Source organism: Vibrio tarriae (genome assembly GCF_002216685.1).
GTDB classification, from domain to species: domain Bacteria; phylum Pseudomonadota; class Gammaproteobacteria; order Enterobacterales; family Vibrionaceae; genus Vibrio; species Vibrio tarriae.
Genome location: NZ_CP022353.1, coordinates 1,980,019 through 2,002,060 on the forward strand (window position 1 = coordinate 1,980,019; position 22,042 = coordinate 2,002,060).

At 47.5% G+C, this 22,042-nt stretch carries 18 protein-coding genes; 9 read left to right on the forward strand and 9 right to left on the reverse strand.

The features are described from left to right. The first annotated feature begins 17 nt into the window (after positions 1-17). The 4 genes from oadA to CEQ48_RS14800 all read left to right on the forward strand — a co-directional run bounded on the left by oadA (position 18) and on the right by CEQ48_RS14800 (position 5,599). The gene (oadA, locus tag CEQ48_RS14785; protein ID WP_089071770.1) at positions 18-1,817 is read left to right on the forward strand and encodes a sodium-extruding oxaloacetate decarboxylase subunit alpha; all 1,800 of its coding nucleotides are present in this window, start codon (positions 18-20) and stop codon (positions 1,815-1,817) included. Between the two features lie 15 nt (positions 1,818-1,832). After that, positions 1,833-3,134, forward strand: coding sequence for a sodium ion-translocating decarboxylase subunit beta (locus CEQ48_RS14790; protein WP_089071771.1), 1,302 nt, complete (start codon positions 1,833-1,835; stop codon positions 3,132-3,134). Between the two features lie 70 nt (positions 3,135-3,204). After that, positions 3,205-4,902 carry an ATP-binding protein gene (locus CEQ48_RS14795; RefSeq protein WP_089071772.1) on the forward strand — a complete coding sequence of 566 codons (1,698 nt, stop codon included), beginning with the start codon at positions 3,205-3,207 and terminating at the stop codon, positions 4,900-4,902. A gap of 13 nt (positions 4,903-4,915) precedes the next feature. After that, positions 4,916-5,599 (forward strand): response regulator, encoded by a 684-nt coding sequence (locus CEQ48_RS14800; RefSeq protein WP_089071773.1) that lies wholly within the window; start codon positions 4,916-4,918, stop codon positions 5,597-5,599. A gap of 36 nt (positions 5,600-5,635) precedes the next feature. Here CEQ48_RS14800 and CEQ48_RS14805 read toward each other — a convergent pair whose 3' ends face one another. Then, positions 5,636-5,908: a hypothetical protein gene (locus CEQ48_RS14805; protein WP_089071774.1), complete on the reverse strand. Its 273-nt coding sequence runs from the start codon at positions 5,906-5,908 to the stop codon at positions 5,636-5,638. 305 nt (positions 5,909-6,213) lie between these two features. Here CEQ48_RS14805 and CEQ48_RS14810 point away from each other — a divergent pair, with 305 nt between their 5' ends. Continuing rightward, complete coding sequence (locus tag CEQ48_RS14810) at positions 6,214-7,803, forward strand: EAL domain-containing protein (RefSeq protein WP_089071775.1); 1,590 nt, start codon at positions 6,214-6,216, stop codon at positions 7,801-7,803. On the opposite strand, the gene CEQ48_RS14815 is transcribed toward CEQ48_RS14810, so the two are convergent. Together CEQ48_RS14815 and CEQ48_RS14820 are read right to left on the reverse strand one after the other, a co-directional pair. After that, positions 7,771-8,100 (reverse strand): DOPA 4,5-dioxygenase family protein, encoded by a 330-nt coding sequence (locus CEQ48_RS14815; RefSeq protein WP_089071776.1) that lies wholly within the window; start codon positions 8,098-8,100, stop codon positions 7,771-7,773. The genes CEQ48_RS14810 and CEQ48_RS14815 overlap by 33 nt on opposite strands. Before the next feature lie 149 nt (positions 8,101-8,249). Then, positions 8,250-9,179, reverse strand: coding sequence for a LysR substrate-binding domain-containing protein (locus tag CEQ48_RS14820; protein ID WP_089071777.1), 930 nt, complete (start codon positions 9,177-9,179; stop codon positions 8,250-8,252). A 103-nt stretch (positions 9,180-9,282) separates the two neighbouring features. On the opposite strand from CEQ48_RS14820, the gene CEQ48_RS14825 reads away from it, so the two are divergent. Together CEQ48_RS14825 and CEQ48_RS14830 are read left to right on the forward strand one after the other, a co-directional pair. Beyond that, entirely contained in the window at positions 9,283-10,545 is a 1,263-nt protein-coding gene (locus tag CEQ48_RS14825) for a D-amino acid dehydrogenase (RefSeq protein ID WP_198301302.1), read from the forward strand. A 366-nt stretch (positions 10,546-10,911) separates the two neighbouring features. Next, complete coding sequence (locus tag CEQ48_RS14830; protein ID WP_089071779.1) at positions 10,912-12,462, forward strand: alanine/glycine:cation symporter family protein; 1,551 nt, start codon at positions 10,912-10,914, stop codon at positions 12,460-12,462. Positions 12,463-12,541: 79 nt separating this feature from the next. Here CEQ48_RS14830 and CEQ48_RS14835 read toward each other — a convergent pair whose 3' ends face one another. From CEQ48_RS14835 to CEQ48_RS14860, 6 genes are all read right to left on the reverse strand, one after another. Next, entirely contained in the window at positions 12,542-14,524 is a 1,983-nt protein-coding gene (locus CEQ48_RS14835) for an alkyl/aryl-sulfatase (protein ID WP_089071780.1), read from the reverse strand. Between the two features lie 108 nt (positions 14,525-14,632). After that, positions 14,633-15,535: a LysR family transcriptional regulator gene (locus tag CEQ48_RS14840; RefSeq protein ID WP_089071781.1), complete on the reverse strand. Its 903-nt coding sequence runs from the start codon at positions 15,533-15,535 to the stop codon at positions 14,633-14,635. A gap of 213 nt (positions 15,536-15,748) precedes the next feature. Beyond that, positions 15,749-16,348, reverse strand: a complete 600-nt coding sequence (locus CEQ48_RS14845; protein WP_089071782.1) for an acetate uptake transporter — start codon at positions 16,346-16,348, stop codon at positions 15,749-15,751. A gap of 190 nt (positions 16,349-16,538) precedes the next feature. Then, positions 16,539-18,251, reverse strand: coding sequence for a chitinase (locus tag CEQ48_RS14850; protein ID WP_157724696.1), 1,713 nt, complete (start codon positions 18,249-18,251; stop codon positions 16,539-16,541). A 301-nt stretch (positions 18,252-18,552) separates the two neighbouring features. Beyond that, the gene (locus tag CEQ48_RS14855; protein WP_089071784.1) at positions 18,553-18,738 is read right to left on the reverse strand and encodes a hypothetical protein; all 186 of its coding nucleotides are present in this window, start codon (positions 18,736-18,738) and stop codon (positions 18,553-18,555) included. Between the two features lie 623 nt (positions 18,739-19,361). Next, positions 19,362-20,330: a zinc ABC transporter substrate-binding protein gene (locus CEQ48_RS14860; protein WP_089071785.1), complete on the reverse strand. Its 969-nt coding sequence runs from the start codon at positions 20,328-20,330 to the stop codon at positions 19,362-19,364. A 150-nt stretch (positions 20,331-20,480) separates the two neighbouring features. Between CEQ48_RS14860 and CEQ48_RS14865 the strand changes: the two genes are divergently transcribed. Both CEQ48_RS14865 and CEQ48_RS14870 read left to right on the forward strand, forming a co-directional pair. Further along, on the forward strand, positions 20,481-21,212 hold the full coding sequence (locus CEQ48_RS14865) for an ATP-binding cassette domain-containing protein (RefSeq protein ID WP_089071786.1): 732 nt from the start codon (positions 20,481-20,483) through the stop codon (positions 21,210-21,212). Further along, a complete protein-coding gene (locus CEQ48_RS14870; protein ID WP_089071787.1) occupies positions 21,202-22,026 on the forward strand; it encodes a metal ABC transporter permease in 825 nt (274 codons plus the stop codon). Before CEQ48_RS14865 ends, CEQ48_RS14870 begins: the two co-directional genes overlap by 11 nt. Positions 22,027-22,042 lie beyond the last annotated feature (16 nt).

Below are 22,042 nucleotides of genomic sequence, written 5' to 3' on the forward strand. Positions count from 1 at the left end.
TGAAGGAGAAACTACAGATGACTCAGGCGATCAAACGCGTTGGTGTTACGGATGTCGTATTGCGCGATGCTCACCAATCTCTTTTTGCCACCCGTTTACGGATTGACGACATGTTGCCGATTGCGCAGCAGTTAGATCAAATCGGCTATTGGTCTTTGGAATGTTGGGGAGGCGCGACCTTTGACAGCTGTATCCGCTTTTTAGGCGAAGACCCATGGCAACGCCTACGCTTGCTCAAACAAGCTATGCCCAATACACCTCTGCAAATGCTGCTGCGTGGGCAAAACCTGCTTGGCTATCGTCACTATGCGGATGATGTGGTGGACACCTTTGTTGAGCGTGCGGTGAAAAACGGCATGGATGTATTTCGCGTGTTCGATGCGATGAACGATGTGCGTAACATGCAACAAGCGCTGCAAGCGGTGAAAAAGATGGGCGCACATGCGCAAGGCACGCTCTGCTACACCACCAGCCCTGTACACAACTTACAAACTTGGGTCGATGTGGCGCAGCAACTGGCGGAGCTGGGTGTCGACTCGATTGCCCTGAAAGATATGGCTGGCATTTTGACCCCGTATGCCGCTGAAGAATTAGTTTCTACCCTGAAAAAACAAGTGGATGTCGAGCTGCATCTGCACTGCCACTCCACCGCCGGCCTTGCTGATATGACTTTACTTAAAGCGATTGAAGCGGGCGTGGATCGGGTTGATACCGCGATTTCCAGCATGAGTGGCACTTATGGTCATCCTGCGACCGAATCACTGGTCGCCACCTTACAAGGCACTGGCTACGACACCGGATTGGATATCGCTAAGCTCGAACAGATTGCGGATTATTTCCGTGATGTACGCAAAAAATACCACGCCTTTGAAGGCATGATGAAAGGCAGTGATGCGCGCATTTTGGTAGCACAAGTCCCTGGGGGCATGCTGACCAATATGGAAAGCCAGCTCAAGCAACAAAACGCGCTGGATAAACTCGATTTAGTGCTCGAAGAGATCCCACGCGTACGTGAAGAACTCGGCTTCTTGCCTTTGGTGACCCCAACCTCACAAATCGTGGGTACACAAGCGGTGATCAACGTGGTGATGGGCGAGCGTTACAAAACCATCACTAAAGAAACCAGCGGAGTACTGAAAGGCGAATACGGCAAAACGCCAGCACCGGTTAACACAGAACTACAAGCTCGCGTGCTTGCGGGCGCAGAAGCCATAACTTGCCGCCCTGCTGATTTGATTGCTGCAGAAATGCCCACTTTGCAAGAGAGTGTGTTGCAGAAAGCCAAAGAGCAACACATCACACTCGCCGACAATGCGATTGATGATGTACTAACGATTGCGCTGTTTGATCAAGTGGGTTGGAAATTCCTCGCGAATCGTCATAACCCTGATGCATTTGAACCTGCGCCACAAGCGACAAGTCCAGCCAGCACAACTAAAACGCCAACAGAAAAAAGCAAAGTACAGCCTGTGGAAAGCAACGGCGTCTACACCATTACCGTCAACAACCAAAGCTATGTAGTTAAGGTAGATGAAGGCGGCGACCTGACGCATGTCGCGCAAGCAGCGCAGGCTAGCCACGCACCAGCACCGAGTGCAGCAGAAGGTGAAAATCTCGCGGCACCGCTCTCTGGCAACATCTGGAAAATTCATGCTGCAGCGGGCGATGAAGTGGCCGAAGGCGATGTCTTGCTGATCTTAGAAGCAATGAAGATGGAAACCGAAATCCGCGCACCACGTGCCGGAGTGATCAGTGCCATCGAAGTCAATGAAGGCGATGCGGTGCAAGTCGGCGATGCCTTGTTGGTACTGGCGTAATCAGAGGCAGAAAGTATGGAAAATATTTTAGCCATGGTGCGTGATTTTGGCCTGTTCCACCTTCAATGGGGACAGGGCATCATGATCCTTGTTGGGTTAGTGCTGCTCTATCTCGCCATCGTCAAACGCTTTGAGCCATTGTTGCTGGTACCTATCGGTTTTGGGGGAATCCTCTCGAATCTTCCCGATGCCGGGCTTGCCATGTCAGCTGTGGAGAATGCCGTGTATGCGGCCAAACCAGAAGTGATGGCAGCCTTTTCAGAAGTGCTGCAACTCAGCTCGTACATGCCAGCAGACATCAAGCAAGCCTTGAGTAGCGCAACACCACTGCAGATGACCACCTTGCATTTGCTCGCCGAACAGTACCAATACAGCGATGGCATGCTCTATCTGTTTTACAGCATTGCGATTGCTTCTGGCGCTGGCCCATTAATCATCTTTATGGGTGTGGGGGCGATGACCGACTTTGGTCCTCTGCTCGCTAACCCTAAAACCCTGCTGCTCGGTGCGGCGGCTCAGTTTGGTATTTTCACTACCGTATTGGGCGCATTGGCATTAAGCAGTTTAGGGGTGATGGATTTTAGCGTGGCGCAAGCCGCCGCAATTGGCATCATAGGTGGCGCTGATGGTCCAACTGCGATTTACGTATCGAGTATGCTCGCACCAGAATTATTGGGAGCGATTGCCGTCGCCGCTTACTCCTACATGGCGTTAGTGCCGATGATTCAGCCGCCGATCATGCGTGCGCTGACCACGCAAGAAGAGCGCAAAATTCAGATGCAGCAGCTGCGTCAGGTACACAAGCTGGAAAAAATCGGCTTTCCACTTCTACTGCTGATTTTGATTGCCTTCTTGCTGCCTTCGGCAACGCCACTACTGGGTATGTTCTGCTTTGGTAACTTGATGCGTGAATGTGGTGTGGTGGAACGTTTATCCGACACTGCGCAAAATGCACTGATCAACATAGTGACCATTTTCCTTGGCTTATCCGTCGGTTCTAAGCTGATGGCAGATAAGTTCCTGCAACCACAAACCATCGGCATTTTAGTGCTCGGTATTGTAGCGTTTTGTGTGGGCACGGCGGCTGGGGTTTTGATGGCGAAACTGATGAACCGTTTCACCACCACCAAACTCAATCCGTTGATTGGTTCGGCTGGGGTTTCGGCCGTACCGATGGCAGCGCGAGTCTCCAACAAGGTCGGGCTTGAAGCCAACGCGCAGAACTTTTTGCTGATGCATGCCATGGGGCCTAACGTCGCAGGGGTGATTGGTTCAGCGGTCGCCGCTGGGGTTATGATCAAATATGTGATGGGGTAAACATAATTGGTTGGGGTTTATTAGACCCCAATCAATAAGCCTCATTTATAGCAGGGATAGACTCACCGGCATGAACATATCCATCACGCAATTTTTACACACCAAGGTCTGCCAGACACTTTCGTTTCAACAAAGGGTCTGCGCACTCTTGGTGGCTATGGTGGTGATCCAGCTTTCGCTGGTTGCCGGTTTTTTTCATCAAACATTAAGTGAGACTTTAGAAGATCAGATCAGCACCAAGGCATTAATTCAAGCACGTGAAATTGCAACCGACCCCAGCATCATCGCACTTATCCAAGAAAATCGCTTTAGCGAAGTACAGCACAAGATTAATCGGCTACAGCGCATTTCAGATGCCGATTTTATTGTGGTTGGCGATTCTCAAGGTATTCGTATTACGCACCCAGATGTTCGTAAAGTCGGACAACCAATGCGAGGGGGCGATAACATCCGTGCATTGAAGGAGGGCAAACACTACACCTCCACTCAAAAAGGCAGCTTAGGTTGGGCTATTCGTGGTAAAGCCGCGATTGTTGCCCCCTCAGGAGAAATTCTTGGTGTCGTTTCCGTCGGCTATCTGCTGGATAACATCAGCAGTTGGTTGATGTTTTATTCTTATCCGGTCATTTTGACCCTGTTGATTTTAATGCTGCTCTCGGCCTTAGGTGCATGGGTGTTTACCCGTCATATCAAACAACAGATGTTCAATATGGAGCCGGAAGAGATCGCCATGAACCTCAACCTACAACAATCGATTTTACAAAGTGTGTATGAAGGTATCGTGGCGATTAGTTTGAAAGGGGAAATCCTTTCCGTAAATGCTAAGGCACTGAATATTTTAGGTATTGCCCACCAACCGAATCATTTGATTGGCCGTAATGTTCAAGAGTTCATTACTCCGACTTGCTTTTTTATGGGCGCGAGCCCGTTTGGAAAATTGGCACAACAAAACAGTGCTAACCAGCAGGATGAACTGATCAGTTGCAATGGTGAAACCTTGGTGGCAAACCGCGTGCCGATTAATTCAGGGCAACAACAAATTGGTTGGGTGGTGAGCTTTCGCCGCCGCAACGATTTCAATACATTGACCTCGCAGCTCACCCAGATCCGCCAGCATAACGATAACCTGCGCGTGATGAGTCACGAGTTTGCCAACCGCCTCTCCACCATCGGCGGCTTAATTCAAATTGGTGCGTACGATGAAGCAGTCAAAACCATTCGCCGTGAAACCGCAGAGCAGCAGCAATTGATTGATTTCATCGCGCAGACGTTTCATCCCAAAGTGATCGCCGGTTTACTGCTGGGTAAATACTGCCGCGCCAGAGAACTCGGGCTTTGTTTAGAGTTCGACCCTATGTCGCATCTGCATCAAGAACCACAGTGCATGACATCAGATGAACTCGCGGCGGTACTCGGTAATCTGCTGGATAACGCGTTTGAAGCCACGCTTAAAAATCCAGACAGCAATAAGATCATTTCCCTGCTACTGACCGATAACGGTGAGGAGCTGGTGATTGAAGTGGCGGACAACGGCAACGGCATCTCGGCCGACATCGCCCAAACTTTGTTTCTCAAGGGAGTGAGTAGCAAGAACCAAGAAGGACACGGTATCGGACTTTACCTTGTTCACCAATTTGTCACTCAGGCTCATGGATCGATACTTATCGACAGTGCAGAGCCTAAAGGGACTATTTTTTCTATTTTTATTCCCAATCGCCCCCAAACGCTTGCGGCGGAAAACCTTCCGCCACTTGCAGAAAGGGCATAATAAGAGTTTGATTATGATGGAATTAATCGACGTACTAATCGTAGAGGATGAAACAAGCATTGCCGACGTACATAGTTTTTATCTCAAGCAGACGGCTCGCTTTCGTCCTGTGGGCGTTGCGCAAAATATTAGCGAAGCACGCAATATGGTGCGCATTCTTAAGCCGAAACTGATCTTCTTGGATAACTACCTGCCCGATGGACGAGGCATTGAGCTTTTAAAGGAGCTGACTCACCAACCTCAAGCGCCAGATGTGATTTTTATCACCGCCGCTTCCGATATGGAGACAGTACGCGAAGCGGTACGCTGCGGGGTATTTGATTATCTGTTAAAACCGATTGCTTATGATCGAGTACAAAACTCTCTCGAACGTTATCTGAAATATACCAGTTCTTTGCGCGCCAATGACAGCGTCAATCAGCGACACGTCGATGAGCTGTTTAATTTTCAAGCCAAAACCGAGCAACTCGATGGATTACCCAAAGGCATTGATGAGCTGACTTTGATTAAAATCCAAGAGATTTATCACCATGAACCGCAAGCCGCCTATACCGCAGAATTGTTAGGACAAGCGATTGGAATTAGCAAAACCACGGCTAGACGTTATCTAGAATACTGTGTGGCCAGCGGTTTTCTGGAGGCCTGTATTCAACATGGTCGGGTAGGTCGTCCTGAGCGGCTTTACCAAAAGCGCTAACCTACCCGCCACTATGCCGGATTTATATGGCATGAGCTATAAGGTGTAATGGAAGGGGATCACTTCGGTCGTATCCCCTATTTCCAAAATTCCTTCTAAGTTGTTGCTATGGCACTGACAAAGTGGAATCACAAATACTCCTTCTTCATCCTTATCACGTTTCACCAACATCGCCTGAGAAGATGGAATTAAGCAGTTAATCTCAGCACAAAATGCCTGGCTATCACGGCTAAAATGTTGCCAATACGCCAACCAATTTTGGCGCGCTTCGGCGGAAGCTAAATCTTTAGAAACCTTTCTTACTAACATCGCATCACCACTGTGGCTATTGAGTCGCTCTATTACAATGGATTTTGGCTTGTCTAAGCATGAAGCGATTCAAAATTCGCCGTAGCGGAAAAAATCTTATTGGTTTTTATGTGGTTATCTTGTTTTCATGCCCTTGGCATCTTGTTTTAACCGTTATATACCGATAATTGGTCGGTTAATTTTCTGTCAAAACAAAATGCAATAAATTGAATAAAACCTAGACATAAGTAACAATAAATTTTGAAAACAAAGCCTATCTCACTGCCAAGGAACAGCGCAAACCGAATAAATAAGCGAGTCCTAACATGCAGGATTTTTTCGATAAAACCTTCATTAGACGTAGCATTCACTCCTTTGGGGCCTTTGTATTACCTTTAATGATTGGTTTACTACTGATCACTTGGCAAACTAGCCATGACCTCAAAAATGATATTCGTAACAGTTTAAAAGCTGGGAATACTCTGCTGGATTCTCTGGTACAACATGCCGAAATCGCCACCGAGCGTGCAGCGCCCTACTTGCGAATGTCCTGCAACGATGCTCAACCCTACTTGGCCGATTTAGTGACCATTACGCCTGATGTGCGTAGCATCCATTTAAGTGAAAGCAATCATATTTACTGCGATTCACTAGGAGGAAAAGGGGTGCGCCCAATCAATGAACCGATTGGCCTTAATGATGAATTATTATTGCTACAAGGTGACAGACTCTCACCTAACCACTCGGCTTTAATTTTTTACCGCGACTATCCTGAGGGTACCGTTTTTTCTGGTGTCAGTAGTTACTACATCCGGAATATTTTGTCGCTCATCAAAAGCTACGGCAGTACAAGCCTACATATAGGTGAGCGCTGGTTTAACGATAAAGGCGTCATCACAGATAGTTCTGTGCCCACAACCATTGAGCAAACATCTCGGAAATATCCATATTCACTGAGTACTTTTCTCACCAAGCAGGACTACTGGAACTATTTCATTGACGCAAAACACACCAGTTTATGGTTATTGCTCTTGATGTCTTTTAGTTCCAGCGTTTACACCTTTTGGAGACAAGGGCAAATTAATGCTCTCGATCCAGAGATTCGTCGTGCAATACAGGCACAAGAATTTGAGCCTTATATCCAACCTATCATGGATATCCATGGCCGCTTAGCAAGTGCTGAAGTGTTAATGCGCTGGCATCATCCGACATCGGGTTTGATTCGTCCGGATCTTTTTATCCCATTAGCCGAAGAGTCTGGACTCATCGTCCCGATGACTTCTCAATTGATGTCTAAAGTGCGAGATCAATTGGCTCCGTACCAATCGAAAATTCCGTCTGATTTCCATATCAGTTTCAATATTTCTGCCAAACATTGCGTAAGTTCCAATCTAGTCAAAGATTGCCAGAATTTTTTGAGTGCCTTCGATAACCCTTCTTTGCTTGCATTAGAGTTAACAGAGAGGGAGTTAATCGAAGATACTGCAGAAGCACATAAGCTATTTGCGAAGTTGAACCAAATTGGCGTTAGGATCGCCATTGATGACTTTGGAACAGGACATTCAAGCTTGAATTATTTGCAGAAGTTTCAGTTTGATGTACTCAAAATCGACCAGAGTTTCGTACGGATGATCGGCTCCAATGCCGTCTCCAGCCACATTGTGGATACCTTATTGGACTTAGCTCATCGTTTAAAAATGAAAACCGTTGCCGAAGGCATTGAGACAGCAGAACAAGTCGACTACTTTGCAACACGAGGGGTGGATTATATGCAGGGTTTCTTTTATGCCCGGCCAATGCCAATGGATGATTTCTTAACTCATTTGGTGATCGGTACTTGGGAAGGGGAAAATCCTTCCCTTGAATCTGACAAACAAACTCTCTCATTGGAGGTAACGGAAAATCGTACGATTTAAACCCAACGGCTCGCCAAGCCAGTGGATGCGATCGTCTTGATGATCATAGATATCATCGCCCGATACCGGATGGATCAGTACGCTCAGCGCACCACGATTTTCCTCTAGCCATTCCAGTAGGCCGTGTTGGTTATCACGAAAATGCAGTTCAAACATCGGCTTAACATGCGGACCAACGCGACGCGGCACTAAACCAAATAAAGCGATCACATCATGGCGTTCACGGGCAATTTGTTGGCGAAAACGTTCAGCGACGATCGCTTGGTCTGGATCAAAATAAACATGGGCATGGAACATAATCACTCCTAACAAGATAATGGATAATGTGGTCAGCATAGCGCTGAGAAGTGCAGAATATCAGCTCGTGAATTTGCACAATAAGGTCGATTTCTTCGAACAACTTCGCCCTTAAAAAAATGAACCATTCCGAGTCGCCACGCACACAATCAAGGTTGGTTAACATCGTTTTGGGTAAGTGTGGAGGGAATTTGCGCTTGTAGCCACTGGCAAAAAACTTGCGTCGCGTCAGTGGCTTGGTGAGTAATCAAAAAGTAGCCAGCCTTGGCTCGAATGGGAGCAAAGGGGGTAACCAAACGCCCTGTATCGAGTTCGTTTGAAAGTAAGGCAGTACGCGCCATTGCAATCCCTACCCCGGCCTCTGCAGCTGACATCGCCATATCCGTGCGGTTGAAGTAGTGATCACGCCGCTCAGGCAAGGTAATTCCCATCTGATGAGCCCAGTAGTGCCACTCTTGGTCGCGTGCCGCATTCGCCCACGGCATCGCATCATGCAGTAGCACGACCTGCTGCCAATTTTCTGCGTTTGCCCAATCCTGTTGCAACCAAGAATGGGCAGCGAGATAGTTCGCGTTCATCACGGGCAATAACCACTCCTCCATCAATAACTGCGCTTCTCGCCTCGGGTAAGGTAACGCACCATAATCAATCGCCAGATCGTAATCACGTCGATCACTATCCACCAACGCGCCTTCAGCAAACGTCTGAATCTGAATCTCCGGATGCCGACGATAAAAATCTTCTAGCCGCGGAACTAGCCACTTAAACGCAAATGACGGCGTCAGTTTCAGCCGGATCTCTTTTCGCTCCGTTGATGGCACTAAACTGCGGATCGTCTGCTCGATATCTTGGTAGTTACGTTGCACCGTCGTCAGCAGGATTCGCCCCGCCTCGGTTAAACGCACCCCGCGCGAGTGCCGTTCAAACAAGCTAAAACCAAGCAGCGCTTCCAACTGCAACATTTGTTGGCTGATTGCTCCCGTCGTAAGGTGTAAAGCTGCGGCGGCTAAGCTAAAACTTGGGTATTGGGCGACCAGCATAAAAGTATGCAAACTGGCGACTTGCGGGCTTTTTAACATGGCGCTGCTTTTAGTTTAACTAAAGGGTGGTGATAGATTTTATCGATTGTTAATGAAAAGTAAACCTTAGACACTGAGCCGAAAATTAAGCGAGGAGTCAATGATGGAAGTTTTGGTTTTAGGTAGTGGTGTGGTCGGATTAACCAGCGCTTGGTATCTTGCGCAGGCAGGCCATGATGTCACCGTCGTCGATCGCCAACCACGTAGCGCCGAAGAAACCAGCTTTGCGAACGCAGGGCAAATCTCCTATGGCTACTCTTCCCCTTGGGCTGCGCCGGGCATTCCGCAAAAAGCACTGAAATGGATGCTGGAAGAACACGCACCACTCAAAATCCAACCCTCGCTTGATCCTGCGTTACTGAGCTGGATGGGCAAGATGCTGCTCAACTGCCAGTTGTCGCGCTACCAAATTAACAAATCGCGGATGTTGGCGATTGCCAACTATAGCCGCGAGTGTTTAAAAGCGCTCAATCAAACCTATTCGCTCGATTACCAAGGTCGCCAACGCGGCACTTTGCAGGTATTTCGTGATGAAAAGCAGTTAGCTACGATTGAAAAAGACATGCAGCTTCTTGCGCAAAGTGGCGTACGTTTTGAATTGCTGAATGTCGCCCAGTGTCTGACTCATGAACCGGGGCTCGCCCCTGTGCAGGAAAAACTGGTGGGCGGCCTATGGCTGCCGGATGACGAAACGGGCGATTGTTACTTGTTTTGCCAACAGCTAACCGAGCTGGCCAAGCAACAGGGTGTACGTTTTCATTTTGACTGCCACATTCAGCAACTGGTCTATGAAGGCAAAAAGATCATCGGTGTCCAAACCGATTTAGGCTTGCTCAAAGCGGACGCTTATGTAGTCGCACTGGGCAGTTATTCGACCTCATTGCTTAAACCGCTGGGGATTGAAATTCCAGTCTACCCAGTAAAAGGATACTCGTTAACCTTACCGATTATTGATGAAAAATTTGCGCCACAGTCGACCGTGATGGATGAAACCTATAAGGTTGCGCTGACTCGATTTTCCGATCGGATCCGCGTGGCGGGAACGGCTGAGTTAGCGGGTTTTGATCCAGCGATTCCAGAAGCACGTAAAGCGACGATTGAGATGGTCGCGCGTGATTTGTTTCCGCACGGCGGCGATTTTGCAAAAGGGCAATTCTGGACCGGTTTTCGCCCCATGACCCCCGATGGCACACCAATCATCGGTGCCACTCCCTATACCAATCTCTATACCAATACTGGGCATGGCACACTGGGATGGACCATGGCTTGCGGCTCCGCCAGTATTCTGGCCGATGTGCTCACCCATGGCGAAAGCCCGCTCAGCCGTTTGGGGCTAGATCTGTTCCGTTATCCGAAAGCATCTTAAATACGCGGCTTTTTTGGCTCTGCCTGCACGAGCATGGCAGAGCCATCTCTCACAATCCGCATACCACCCACAGTGTAAAACTCCAATAGGCTGACTAAATTATGGTCATTTCTTATTTATTTTTATCCGACTTAACCAAAGCATAAAATTTTTATCTAGCACATATCACCCACCAGATTGACCAAAAATTCACACCCCCTCCAATACTCAGCCCGTTGTACAACGAATAAACAGTTTTTGTGTTCAGCGTCACGCATCCATTCTTTGCCAGATAAAAAAATTAACATTTAAGTTACAAAAAGTTTAATATATCGAACACACAACAGACACAATAAACACAACAACTCATCTACAGGGAAACTACTTATGCAGTCATTTGTTGATTTTCTGAATGGAATCATCTGGAGTCCGGCGCTGATTTATCTCTGCCTTGGCGCTGGTTTGTTTTATTCCATTCTGACTCGTTTCGTACAGGTTCGTCACTTCTTCGAAATGTGGCGCCTACTTCTGAATAATAAAGAATCCTCAAAAGGGATCTCCTCTTTCCAAGCGCTCGCCGTATCACTCTCAGGCCGTGTGGGTACGGGTAACATTGCTGGGGTTGCCGCCGCTATCGGTTTCGGTGGCCCAGGTGCGGTATTCTGGATGTGGACCGTCGCGTTTTTTGGTGCCGCCACCGCTTATGCAGAATCCACACTGGCGCAAATTTATAAAGAAGAAGACAACGGTGAATTCCGTGGTGGCCCCGCTTACTACATCGAAAAAGCCATGGGTCAAAAATGGTACGCTTGGGTCTTCGCCATTGCGACCATCTTTGCTTGTGGGGTGTTGCTGCCTGGCGTGCAATCTAACAGTATCGGCAACGCCGTTGAGTCAGCATTTGGCTCAGGTCCAATGATTGAAACCGCACTCGGCACCTTTAGTTTTGCCAAAATTTTCACCGGTACGGTGATTTCAATCCTACTTGGCTTCATTATCTTTGGTGGCGTAAAACGTATCGCAAGCTTTACCCAGATCGTGGTGCCTTTTATGGCGCTGGCGTACATCATCACTGCGTTCGTGATCATCCTGCTCAATATCGGTGAAGTGCCACGCATTGTTGCGATGATCGTGGGCGATGCATTCTCACCCATGGCGGGCGTAGGTGCCGCGATTGGTTGGGGGGTAAAACGTGGGGTTTACTCTAACGAAGCAGGTCAAGGTACTGGTCCACACGCGGCAGCGGCAGCCAGTGTAGAGCACCCAGCACAGCAAGGTTTAGTACAATCTTTCTCTATCTACATTGATACCTTGATGGTCTGTTCAGCCACCGCGTTCATGATTTTGATCACGGGTGCCTACAACGTACACGGCGCGGGTGAAGGCATGTTCCTTGTGCAAAACCTGCCAGCGGACATCATTGCCAGCAGCCCAGCCTTTACCCAAATTGCCGTAGATAGTGCCTTACCCGGCATTGGTAAGCCTTTCGTGGCCTTTGCGCTGTTCTTCTTCGCTTTCACTACGATTTTGGCTTACTACTACATCGCCGAAACTAACGTGGCCTATATCCGCCGTACCTTCAAAGTCGATGGCTTGATGTTTGTGCTCAAAATCGTACTCATGGCCGCCGTGTTCTACGGTACGGTCAAAACCGCCAACTTGGCGTGGGCTTTAGGTGATGTGGGCGTCGGCTTGATGGCATGGCTCAACATCGTCGGCATCATCATTATCTTCTTTATGTCTAAGCCAACCATGGCAGCACTAAAGGATTATGAAGACCAACAAAAACAAGGCGTGACCGAATTTACCTTCAACCCAGTGAAGCTTGGCATCAAGGGGGCGACATACTGGGAAGGAAAATACCTTCGCAAAACGGGCAAAGCACCGACCGCGGAAGTGAAAGAGACCCAAAGGGTAGAGCAAACTAGCTCACTATAAGAAAAAGCAGTGAACACAACATAAATAAGTCAAAGGGTTAGCATTCGCTAACCCTTTATTTTTCAACTCAAGGTGAAGGTTACTTCGTTTTCGGTTCGATAATATTGAACCAGAACTCGAAGTTATCTAGCATTCCAGCAATATCGGTCAGCGCTTTGGCGTTGCCTTCTATCGTCGCTTTGCCTTCTTTAGCTAACTGTTGAATGGTCGTTTTGCCCATCAACACCTGATTCAATTCAGAACGATTCAGCGTCAATGTCATATCTGGCTTATCCGATTGAATACCTTTTAAGTTATTCAAATGGGCGTTTTCCAGTTCAACCAAGAATTTCTCGTTCACGTCCGGCAGAACGAAGTTAATGGTGTAATCCACTCCCGCAGCTTTATCACCATTGAGACGTACGCCGAGGTAATCAAGGAACAGTTCGGTATCCATCGCCACCACCATATCCGCACTGGCCGTTTTCGTCGCTGAGACGGTTGGTAGACCATTGCGCAGCTCATAAGCACCCATCAAATAGGTGTTACGCTCACCAGCAGATTCACTCTGGTAACCCAATTGCTCTAAGCAGTCGGCTTGCAAGTAACGCGCTTGCTTATTGCTCGGCTCTGCAAACACGGCTTTATCGACAATCTCCGCACACCAACGGTACTCACCTTGATCAAACGCAGCCTGTCCTTGCTTGAGAACATTGGCCATGCCGCCCATTGCCGCCACGTATTTCGGTGCCGCATCGGTAGGTGATAGCGGGCGCAAGGTCGCTGGATTCATATCAAAGTAACCCAGATATTTGTTGATCACCGCTTTGGCATTGCGATGGTAGCTACCGTGATAACCGCGGTTATACCATTCTTTCGCTAGCACATCAGGAACATGGAATTCATCCTGAATCTCATTGATGGTGACACCATGGTTAGCCAAACGCAGCGCCTGATCGTTAATGTAACCGTACATATCACGCTGTTTACGTAGGAAATAGTTGATGTTGTCATTGCCCCAACGTGGCCAAGAATGTGAAGCGAACATTACATCCGCCTTTTTCGCGTACATATGAATCGATTGATTGATGTATTTACTCCATGCTTGCGCATCACGCACTTCCGCACCACGTAAGGTGTAGACGTTGTGTAAACCACCCACGGTGTTTTCTGCCATCCACAAGGCTTTAAACTGTGGGAAGTAGGTGTTCATTTCCGCTGGCGATTCGGTTCCCGGCGTGTTCTGGAACTCCATGGTCACACCATCGATCACCACTGTTTCCGTTTGTTCAGTGATCACTTTCGTTGGTGCAATCAGGCTAACTTCACCTTGTGCTACGTTTTTACCAATCGCAGCATCGACTTGCCCCGTGGCACCTTTCGGCAACACGTTACCATATTGGTACGTGGTACGACGCGACATGGCGTTCCCCGCCAATACGTTCTCTGCAACTGCATGATCTAAGAAACCTTTTGGCGCGATGATCGGCACTTCACCACGATCCACTTGCTCTTGGCTCACAATCCCTTTCACGCCACCAAAATGGTCAGCATGCGCATGGCTGTAAACTACGGCTTTCACCGGACGCTCACCCAACTCTTGATTCACAAAATCCAGAGCGGCTTTTGATGTCGCAGGAACCGTCAGAGGATCAAACACAATCCAACCGGTATCCCCTTTCACAAAGGTGATGTTCGCCAAATCGTAACCACGAACCTGATAAATGCGATCAGTTACTTTATACAGACCGTGGTGCATATTGAGTTGAGCTTGGCGTTGTAAACTTGGGTGAATACTGTCGTAGTCACGCCCATCCAATAGGAAGCTGTAATTACCGAGTTCCCAAACCACCTTGCCGCTGGCATCTTTGATTTGGAGATCTTTTTGCTGTGCGATCAAACCTTTCTCGACCAGTTTGAAATCTTCTTGATCAGCAAATGGCAGCGTGCTGCGTTGCTCTGCAGCAAAAGCCTGTGTGGTTGCACTCGGCGCTTTGGTTTCTGCAGTAAAAGAATGGGCCAAAACTGGTGCTGAGGTGGCAACCAATACAGCCAACAAGGTAGGTTTACAGACTGTTTTCATTGGATATCTCTCTTTCTGAGTCATTAGGGAACAGGGACAAGAATATGAGAGAAATTGCTTCAGAACGATTCGCCAAACGATAATCAATAGTTAAGCATTGCTTAACTATTAACAGAGCACAGCCTCAATTTGCTCACGCAACCAGATCAAGCCTTTGTCTTGTTGTTTGGCTTTGTGCCAACAGATAAACGTTGGAACGGCACGAATGTCAAACGGTAACGGCTGAATAGATAACCCCAGTTTTTCTGCCCACATATCGGCCAAACGCTTAGGCGTAAAACACAGCAGATCCGTCACCGATGCGGTCGCCATAAGGTTCAACATCGAATCACTTTGATAATGGATTCTACGCGCTGGCAGTGCTTGATCCACCAAGCTGGAAAACAAATAGTTCCCAAAACGGCGACTGGTTAATGCCGTGTGTTTTTCAGCAAAAAACTGCTCAAAGCTTAAGGAGTTCCCTAGCCGAGGATGATTTTTGGAGTACACCACTACTAAAGCTTCTTCGGTGATCTGAGTGGTGATAATCGAAGGATGGCTGATGGGAAGTAAGGCTAAAAATAGATCGGCTTCTCGCTCACTCAGCACCTGACTGGGAGTGAAATGGTCATCTTCATAGGATTTTAAATTGACCGTGATATGCGGAGCGATGTCGCTGATTTTTTGCAGCAGTTGCGGCAACACGACCAAATCAAAATACGCCTGTCCACCGATGATAAATTCGCGAGTGCTAGTTGCAGGGTCAAAACTCGCATCCGCTTCAAGGCCAAAACGAATCGCACTTAAACCTTCGGAAATGTGTTTGTGCATATTGAGTGCGTGCTGAGTCGGCTGCAATCCACGCCCTTGCCGGACAAACAGAGGCTCCCCCACTTGTTCACGTAAACGAGTCAAATTTTGGCTAACCGCAGCGGAAGTCATGTTCAACTTTTCTGCCGATCTGTTCACTGAGCCTAGCGTCATCACAGCATCAAACACTGTCAGTAGGTTTAGGTCGTAATCTCGCAGCATTATCTCATCCGTTTTTATCCTGATCACACTTGAGCGATCTTACTCGATCTCACCTTCCCCTGCCCCGCAACTTTGTGACGTCTTGCTACTGAGTTAACTTTTTAGCCGGCTTTGTTCACTCACCCAACACGTAGCAACGTAGCGTGGACTCACGGGTAACAAAGCAAAAAAAAGGGCTAGCCGATGGCTAACCCTTTATGCGTTCCCAGAATATCAACTTATGCAGCAAGCTCTTGCGCTTTCACTGGCTGCACACGTTTTTTCGCCGATTGGCAGAACAACACGGCCGTATTCATTATTGAGTACTTGTGCCATAGCGAAGTAGATAGCGCTCGCGCCACAGAAGATGCCTTCAAAACCCGCGATAGTGCCAATCAGTTCACTGCCTGTAAAATCACGAGCAGCCAGCAGAGCAAACAAGATGGTCAGAGAGCCAAACACCACTTGCTTCGCCGTTGGGTAGCACAGAGAACCAATGAACATGAAGCCAGTGAAAATCCCCCACAGAGCCAAGTACCACCCCATGAAAGGAGCAGGGCTTGCAGGCAGACCCATGTGTGGCATTACGATCAAGCCAACCAACGTCAGCCAGAATAGACCGTAAGAAGTAAATGCGGTTGTACCGAAGGTGTCACCACGTTTAAAGCACATGATGCCGACGATAACTTGACTCAGACCGCCGTAGAAAATACCCATGGCCAGAATCATTGAGTCGATTGGGAAAAAGCCTGCATTATGGATATTAAGCAGAATGGTTGTCATACCGAAACCCATCAGACCAAGAGGTGCTGGGTTGGCTAGCTTAGTTGACATGTGAACTTACCTTCAGAGTGTGAATTCAAAAATGTTTGTAAAAATTACGCGCGGATTTTAATCAACAGGCAGATAAAAGAAAAAAGATCTTATTGGAAACTTAGATTGTTGAAACAGCTAGTTACAGATGCGGATAAAAAATCGCCCAACCTAAATTGAGCGATGCAATAAATATATTCAATACAATAAGTTAGCAGGATGCCTTATCCCAGAACCAGTTAGACTGAGTGGGTGACTCCCAAACGCCTGGGTTGTTCTTAGCAATAAAGCATTGGCCGTTGTAGGTCACTTTATCGCCATTCGCGACCTTGGTTACTCCTGGCTGCCACACAATCGCATCCGAAGGTTCTGTTGGTGGAATCGGAGTTGGAGGGGTTGGCTCGGTTGGTGGCACAGGTTCAGTTGGCGGTACCGGCTCGGTCGGCGGAGGTGTTGGTTCCGTTGGTGGAGTTGACTCACCAGAAACGAGTTCCCAAGGACCACCTAAAGTTGGAGCATTACCTTGTGTCCACCATCTGGCTTGATAAATCGCGCCTTTGTAACTCACTTTTTCTCCACCCGTGTATACCTTACTCGCATCCCACGCAGGTGCTCCGCCCACGGGTGGCTCGGTTGGATCGGTCGGTAATGGATCGAGTTTTTCCACTACACGAACTTTGGGCCAGCTCGCATGTGAGCCATACAGGTTAGTCACACACTTCTCGTAATCCCCTTTCACTAAAGCAGAATACGCAGTTTGGAAACCGACCAACTCACACTCAAACGAGTAACCACCCGGACGATCTGGGTAATATTTCCAGTTACCATCCCAGTTGGTGTAAAGCACATCGGTCGCACCATTGAGGTTAAGGCTGCCGTAAGGCAGTTGCTGCCAGCAGGTATTCTTCTCATCCGCTTCGATAGGAATTTGATAGTGCGCCGCTAAGCCTTCCCAGTAACGAATACGGTTAACCGGCTGACCTTTGTCTTTGTTCTGCTCGCCGCACTCAATACCACCGTTAATAATATTGATTGTGGTACCGAAACCGTAGCCAATCCCTGCATCAATTTCACGTTGTGAAGGAACCCAAGTACGATCGATCACGTGCAACATCGCCGGTTTCGGTGCTTGAGGAGTCAAGAAAAACCAGATTGCAGAGGCAAGGTTCAACCATGAATCCGCCACTAAACCGGGGTTATTAAGTAATACGGTCGCATCACCATCAAACATGGCTTCAGAGAAAGCACCATAGTTAAAGTGGTAAGAAAGCTGTTTTGCACCACGGCCAAAGTATCCCTGACCCGTTGCACAAGGCCACTTCTTATTCTGCCAATCATTCTGGCCACACCCTGTGGTATAGCCCGTTTGTCCTTCAGACCAGCCCATCTCCCGCACATGCACCAAGGCCTGCTGCCATTCTTCCAAAGCTAATGGGTTATCAGAAATGTTGTCTTTCGCGATATGTCCACCAGTTTCCTGAGCAAAGTGAGCAAAAGCGGTCACGATGGATTTTTTACAAATCGCGTCAGAATTGCGGCCATCGGTATATTCAGCACAAAATGCTGGGAATTTACCAATCGCACGCAAAAAACGGGTATAGGTATATTCAGGCGCCGCCATGTGAGTGAGGAAATTCCACTCAGACTCAGGAAATACGCGTTCAACCCGTTTCACGTTATCAGGGTTTGTCGCCAGCCCCGGTTCAATCGCATCAACAACCGTATTCGGTCTAGTAGCTAATGCACTGGACCATATGGCATACATAGGATTCGCGGTTTTTGCTTGCTCGGCCGCAGCAACATCTGCTTTGGCTACCACATAGCCACCCGGATTGAGTGGGTCAGGTTGAATGTTCATTGCCGCTTGTGCGGGTAATGCGCAAGCAATGGCTACCCACCACGCCGTGTGTTTCAGTTTAAACATAGGTGAAAGTCCTTCTCTCAAGTTGGAAATCCATTTGAGAGTAGGCCTAGCGATAACTTTTTTAATAGAAAAAATAAAGAAATAAGCTAGAAATGCGAGCCATTTCAGAGCGATGTAAATCGTACACCTGCTTGCTACAGTGAGTTTTTGAACGGAAATACAAAAACAACAGATTCTGTTGCAAATAAAAAAACCTCAGGCAATGCCTGAGGTTTTATATACTTTCTCCGGAATATTAATCCATGCTATTGAAATTTTCCCACTCGAATATCAACGAGCAGAAAATCAACCTAAATAACAGCTAGTTAGAAAGGCGAGCTTTCTCGATACCATCATTTATACCATGCACAGAATTTTTTTGATTTTTTGCGGCCCGTCGACGTTTTAATTCGGCTTTACCCCAAGCTGAGGATTCTTGCATATCGCGACGAAGCTCTTGTATCTCTTCAACACTAAGCCGCCGTGGCCCCGAGGTAATTCTATCCATCTTGTGCCTCCAACTTGTCGCAGTACATTTTAAAACGCATCAAAACATGAGTTACCAGCAAGAAATATTGGGGATACTTTTAGATTGTTTTTCATACACATCTTGAAAGCCATCAACACTGCCCAAAGATTATACACGAGGAATAACCTCGTTAAATAAAAGGATCAAATCATGGGTTTGAAACCAGGGCCAAAACCAATAGCCAAGTCGACCGGCAAGCCAGATCAACGTCGACGTGACAACAAAAAAACTCCAGGCAACACCCCGAGCTTAAAGCCAAGCAAATCCTCGACCAAGTAACGCTACCTCAATATCGAGTCAGTGTAAGTGGTACTGACTCTTGTTGCTAAAACCCAAAACACGCTTTTGCCCCTTTATGCGTTAGAGCTTTTACTCATTTATATTTTGTTTACCCTATTCATACTTATTCAATTGAAGTGCCCAGCCCTGCTGGTGCAGCTCACTGTCCTCGAATACACTGATAAAGTGAAAAGTTTCTGTGCTCAACAAATAGCTTTCGTAAGAGGGGTAAACCACCTTCTCCTGAAGGTGGTAATTGTTTCGAGTAGAAGAGATTGTTATCGTTGAAAATAATGCGGTATCAAAGAATTCCGAATGCTCTATCAACGATGGCATTGCTTAAGGCTACTTATCATCGCCATCAGTAAAGATCGGTATTGATCCTTACCTGGAGCGATGTTCGCACCAATAGGATCCATTGTACCTATTGTGGTTACTGTAGATTTCTCAAACACAGTGTTAACCAATTCAGGGTTAAATTGAGGTTCGGTAAACACGCATGTAACACCTAAATCTTTCACTGTTTGACGAATTTCTGAGATGCGTGCCGGACTCGGTTTTGATGCATCAGAAATAGAAATCGCGCCAGATGCTAGTAGTTGGAACCGCTGCTCAAAATATTGGTAAGCATCGTGAAATACAATAAACTTGATACCATTGAGTGACTGGGCCTGTTTTTTAATCTCAGCATTCAATTGCTGTAAACGAATGATAGTTTCTTTTGCATTGTCTTTATACACATGCGCATGTTCAGCATCAACGTTAGACAATATACTGGCGATGGCTTCTACCCAAACCTCAGCATTTTTAGGGTCTAGCCAGACGTGTGGGTCATGGTCACCATGATGATGGTGATCATGATGTGCGCCATGATCATGTTCTTCATGTTCATTGTGTTCGTCGTGTCCCTCTTCGCTATGTACATGCGCTTCGAATGTTGCACCTTCTCGGAAGCCATACAGTGTGGTTCCTTCGACTTCCATCATTTCAACCTTAGTCGCTGAACTTGCTAGGCTTGAAAGTGGTTTTGCTAACCAAGGTGTTAGCCCTTCTCCAACCCAAAACACGACGTCTGCCTGTGAAAGCGCTTTGGCTTCTGATGGGCGTAGATGATAGTCATGAGGTGATGCTTCTGGACGAATAAGCAAGTCGGGTTCACCCACACCGTACATTACTTGTGTCACTAGAGAATGTAACGGTGCGATGTCTACGGCCACTTTCGGGACTTGAGCATAAGTCTGAGAGGCCGTTGCTAAAGCGATGACAATTCCAGACAAGGCTTGTTTGAGCATGATTTTCTCCTGATTATTTTTAATCAAACATGGTACATATTGAAAACATTAATTGTTATGTTATAACGTATCCGTGGGTTTGAGAAACCTATACTTTGCTGTTTAAAAATTTATCGCGCAGCGAGTAGTCATCACAATGAGAGAAAGTAGATGTTGATTTCTTCACAAGCGTTGTCTGTCCGGTTTGGGCAACACCTGATTTTGGATAGTGTCAATATGTCGGTGACTCAGGGCGAAATCGTAACGATTGTAGGGCCCAATGGTTCTGGGAAATCAACGTTATTGAAAACTTTGATTGGGTCAGTGCTACCAATGAGTGGTCACGTGATTCGTGCTGACAACTTGAAGATAGGTTACGTACCACAAAGACTTCACATTGATGAAACTTTGCCGATGACGGTGAACCGATTTTTAACATTACCATTGCGTCATTCAAAACAGGCTATTAAGGAGGCGCTAGTACAAGCAGGCGCCGAAGATTTAGAAAAACAGCAACTGATCTCCTTATCCGGCGGACAATTACAAAGAGTTTTACTAGCTAGAGCATTGCTAGATAAACCGTCTCTACTGCTGCTGGATGAAGCGACACAAGGGCTCGACCAACGTGGAACTGTGGGCTTTTATCAACAAATCGATGCCATTCGTCAGGAGAGCGGCTGCGCTGTCATTATGGTCAGCCATGATCTGCATGTAGTGATGAAACGAACCGACCGCGTTATCTGTTTAAACGGCCGTGTATGTTGTGAAGGCGTTCCGGAAACGGTTAGTCAATCTTCAGAATACAAAGCACTTTTTGGCCTAGACGACGATGATGTCCTTGGCGTCTATCGACATCAGAACTTCGCCCCCCCCTCTCGCAGAGGCTCATTACATGTTGGATGATTTTGTTTGGCGCGCAGGTTTGGCTGGTGTGGGTGTAGCGTTGGCCGCGGCGCCTTTAGGGTGCTTTATTGTTTGGCGCCGCATGGCTTATTTCGGTGATGCAACGGCTCATGCTTCGATGCTGGGTGTCGCATTGTCGCTCTCTTTTTCGCTGCCGATTTTCCCTGGCGTATTGTTTATTGCGTTACTCATGGCTATCACGGTTTCTTCATTCACGGGTCGAGGGTTCGCGATGGATACGCTGTTAGGAGTAATGGCGCATTCGGCACTGGCGTTTGGCCTGGTGGCTGTTTCTTTTCTCTCCGGTATTCGAATGGATCTGATGGCCTACTTGTTTGGCGACATTCTGGCCGTGAGTAAAACGGATTTACTGATTATCTGGACAGGCACGGTATTAGTGATTGGCTTGATTCGATTGCGTTGGTCTGGGCTTCTTCTATCGACGCTAAATAAAGATCTGGCATTGGCGAGTGGTTTTTCACCAAAACGAGAGCAACTGATTCTCACTATCGCGCTCGCCATTGTGGTCGCTGTGGCTATTAAAGTAGTGGGCGTATTGCTGATTGTCGCCATGCTTATCATTCCAGCAGCGACAGCTCGGCCATTTAGTCAAACGCCTGAAATGATGGTGATACTGGCTGCGCTGATTGGCAGTAGTGCCAGTGTGATTGGTCTACGCGCCTCTTATCTTCTAGATACCCCGACGGGACCAACAATGGTTTGTGTCGCAACTGTGTTATTTATTTTATCGAGCACTATTTGGATCGTCCGCCATAAGTTGCGAGCAAACACAGAGCGTCGACAAGAAACATAAAATAATTATATCAATT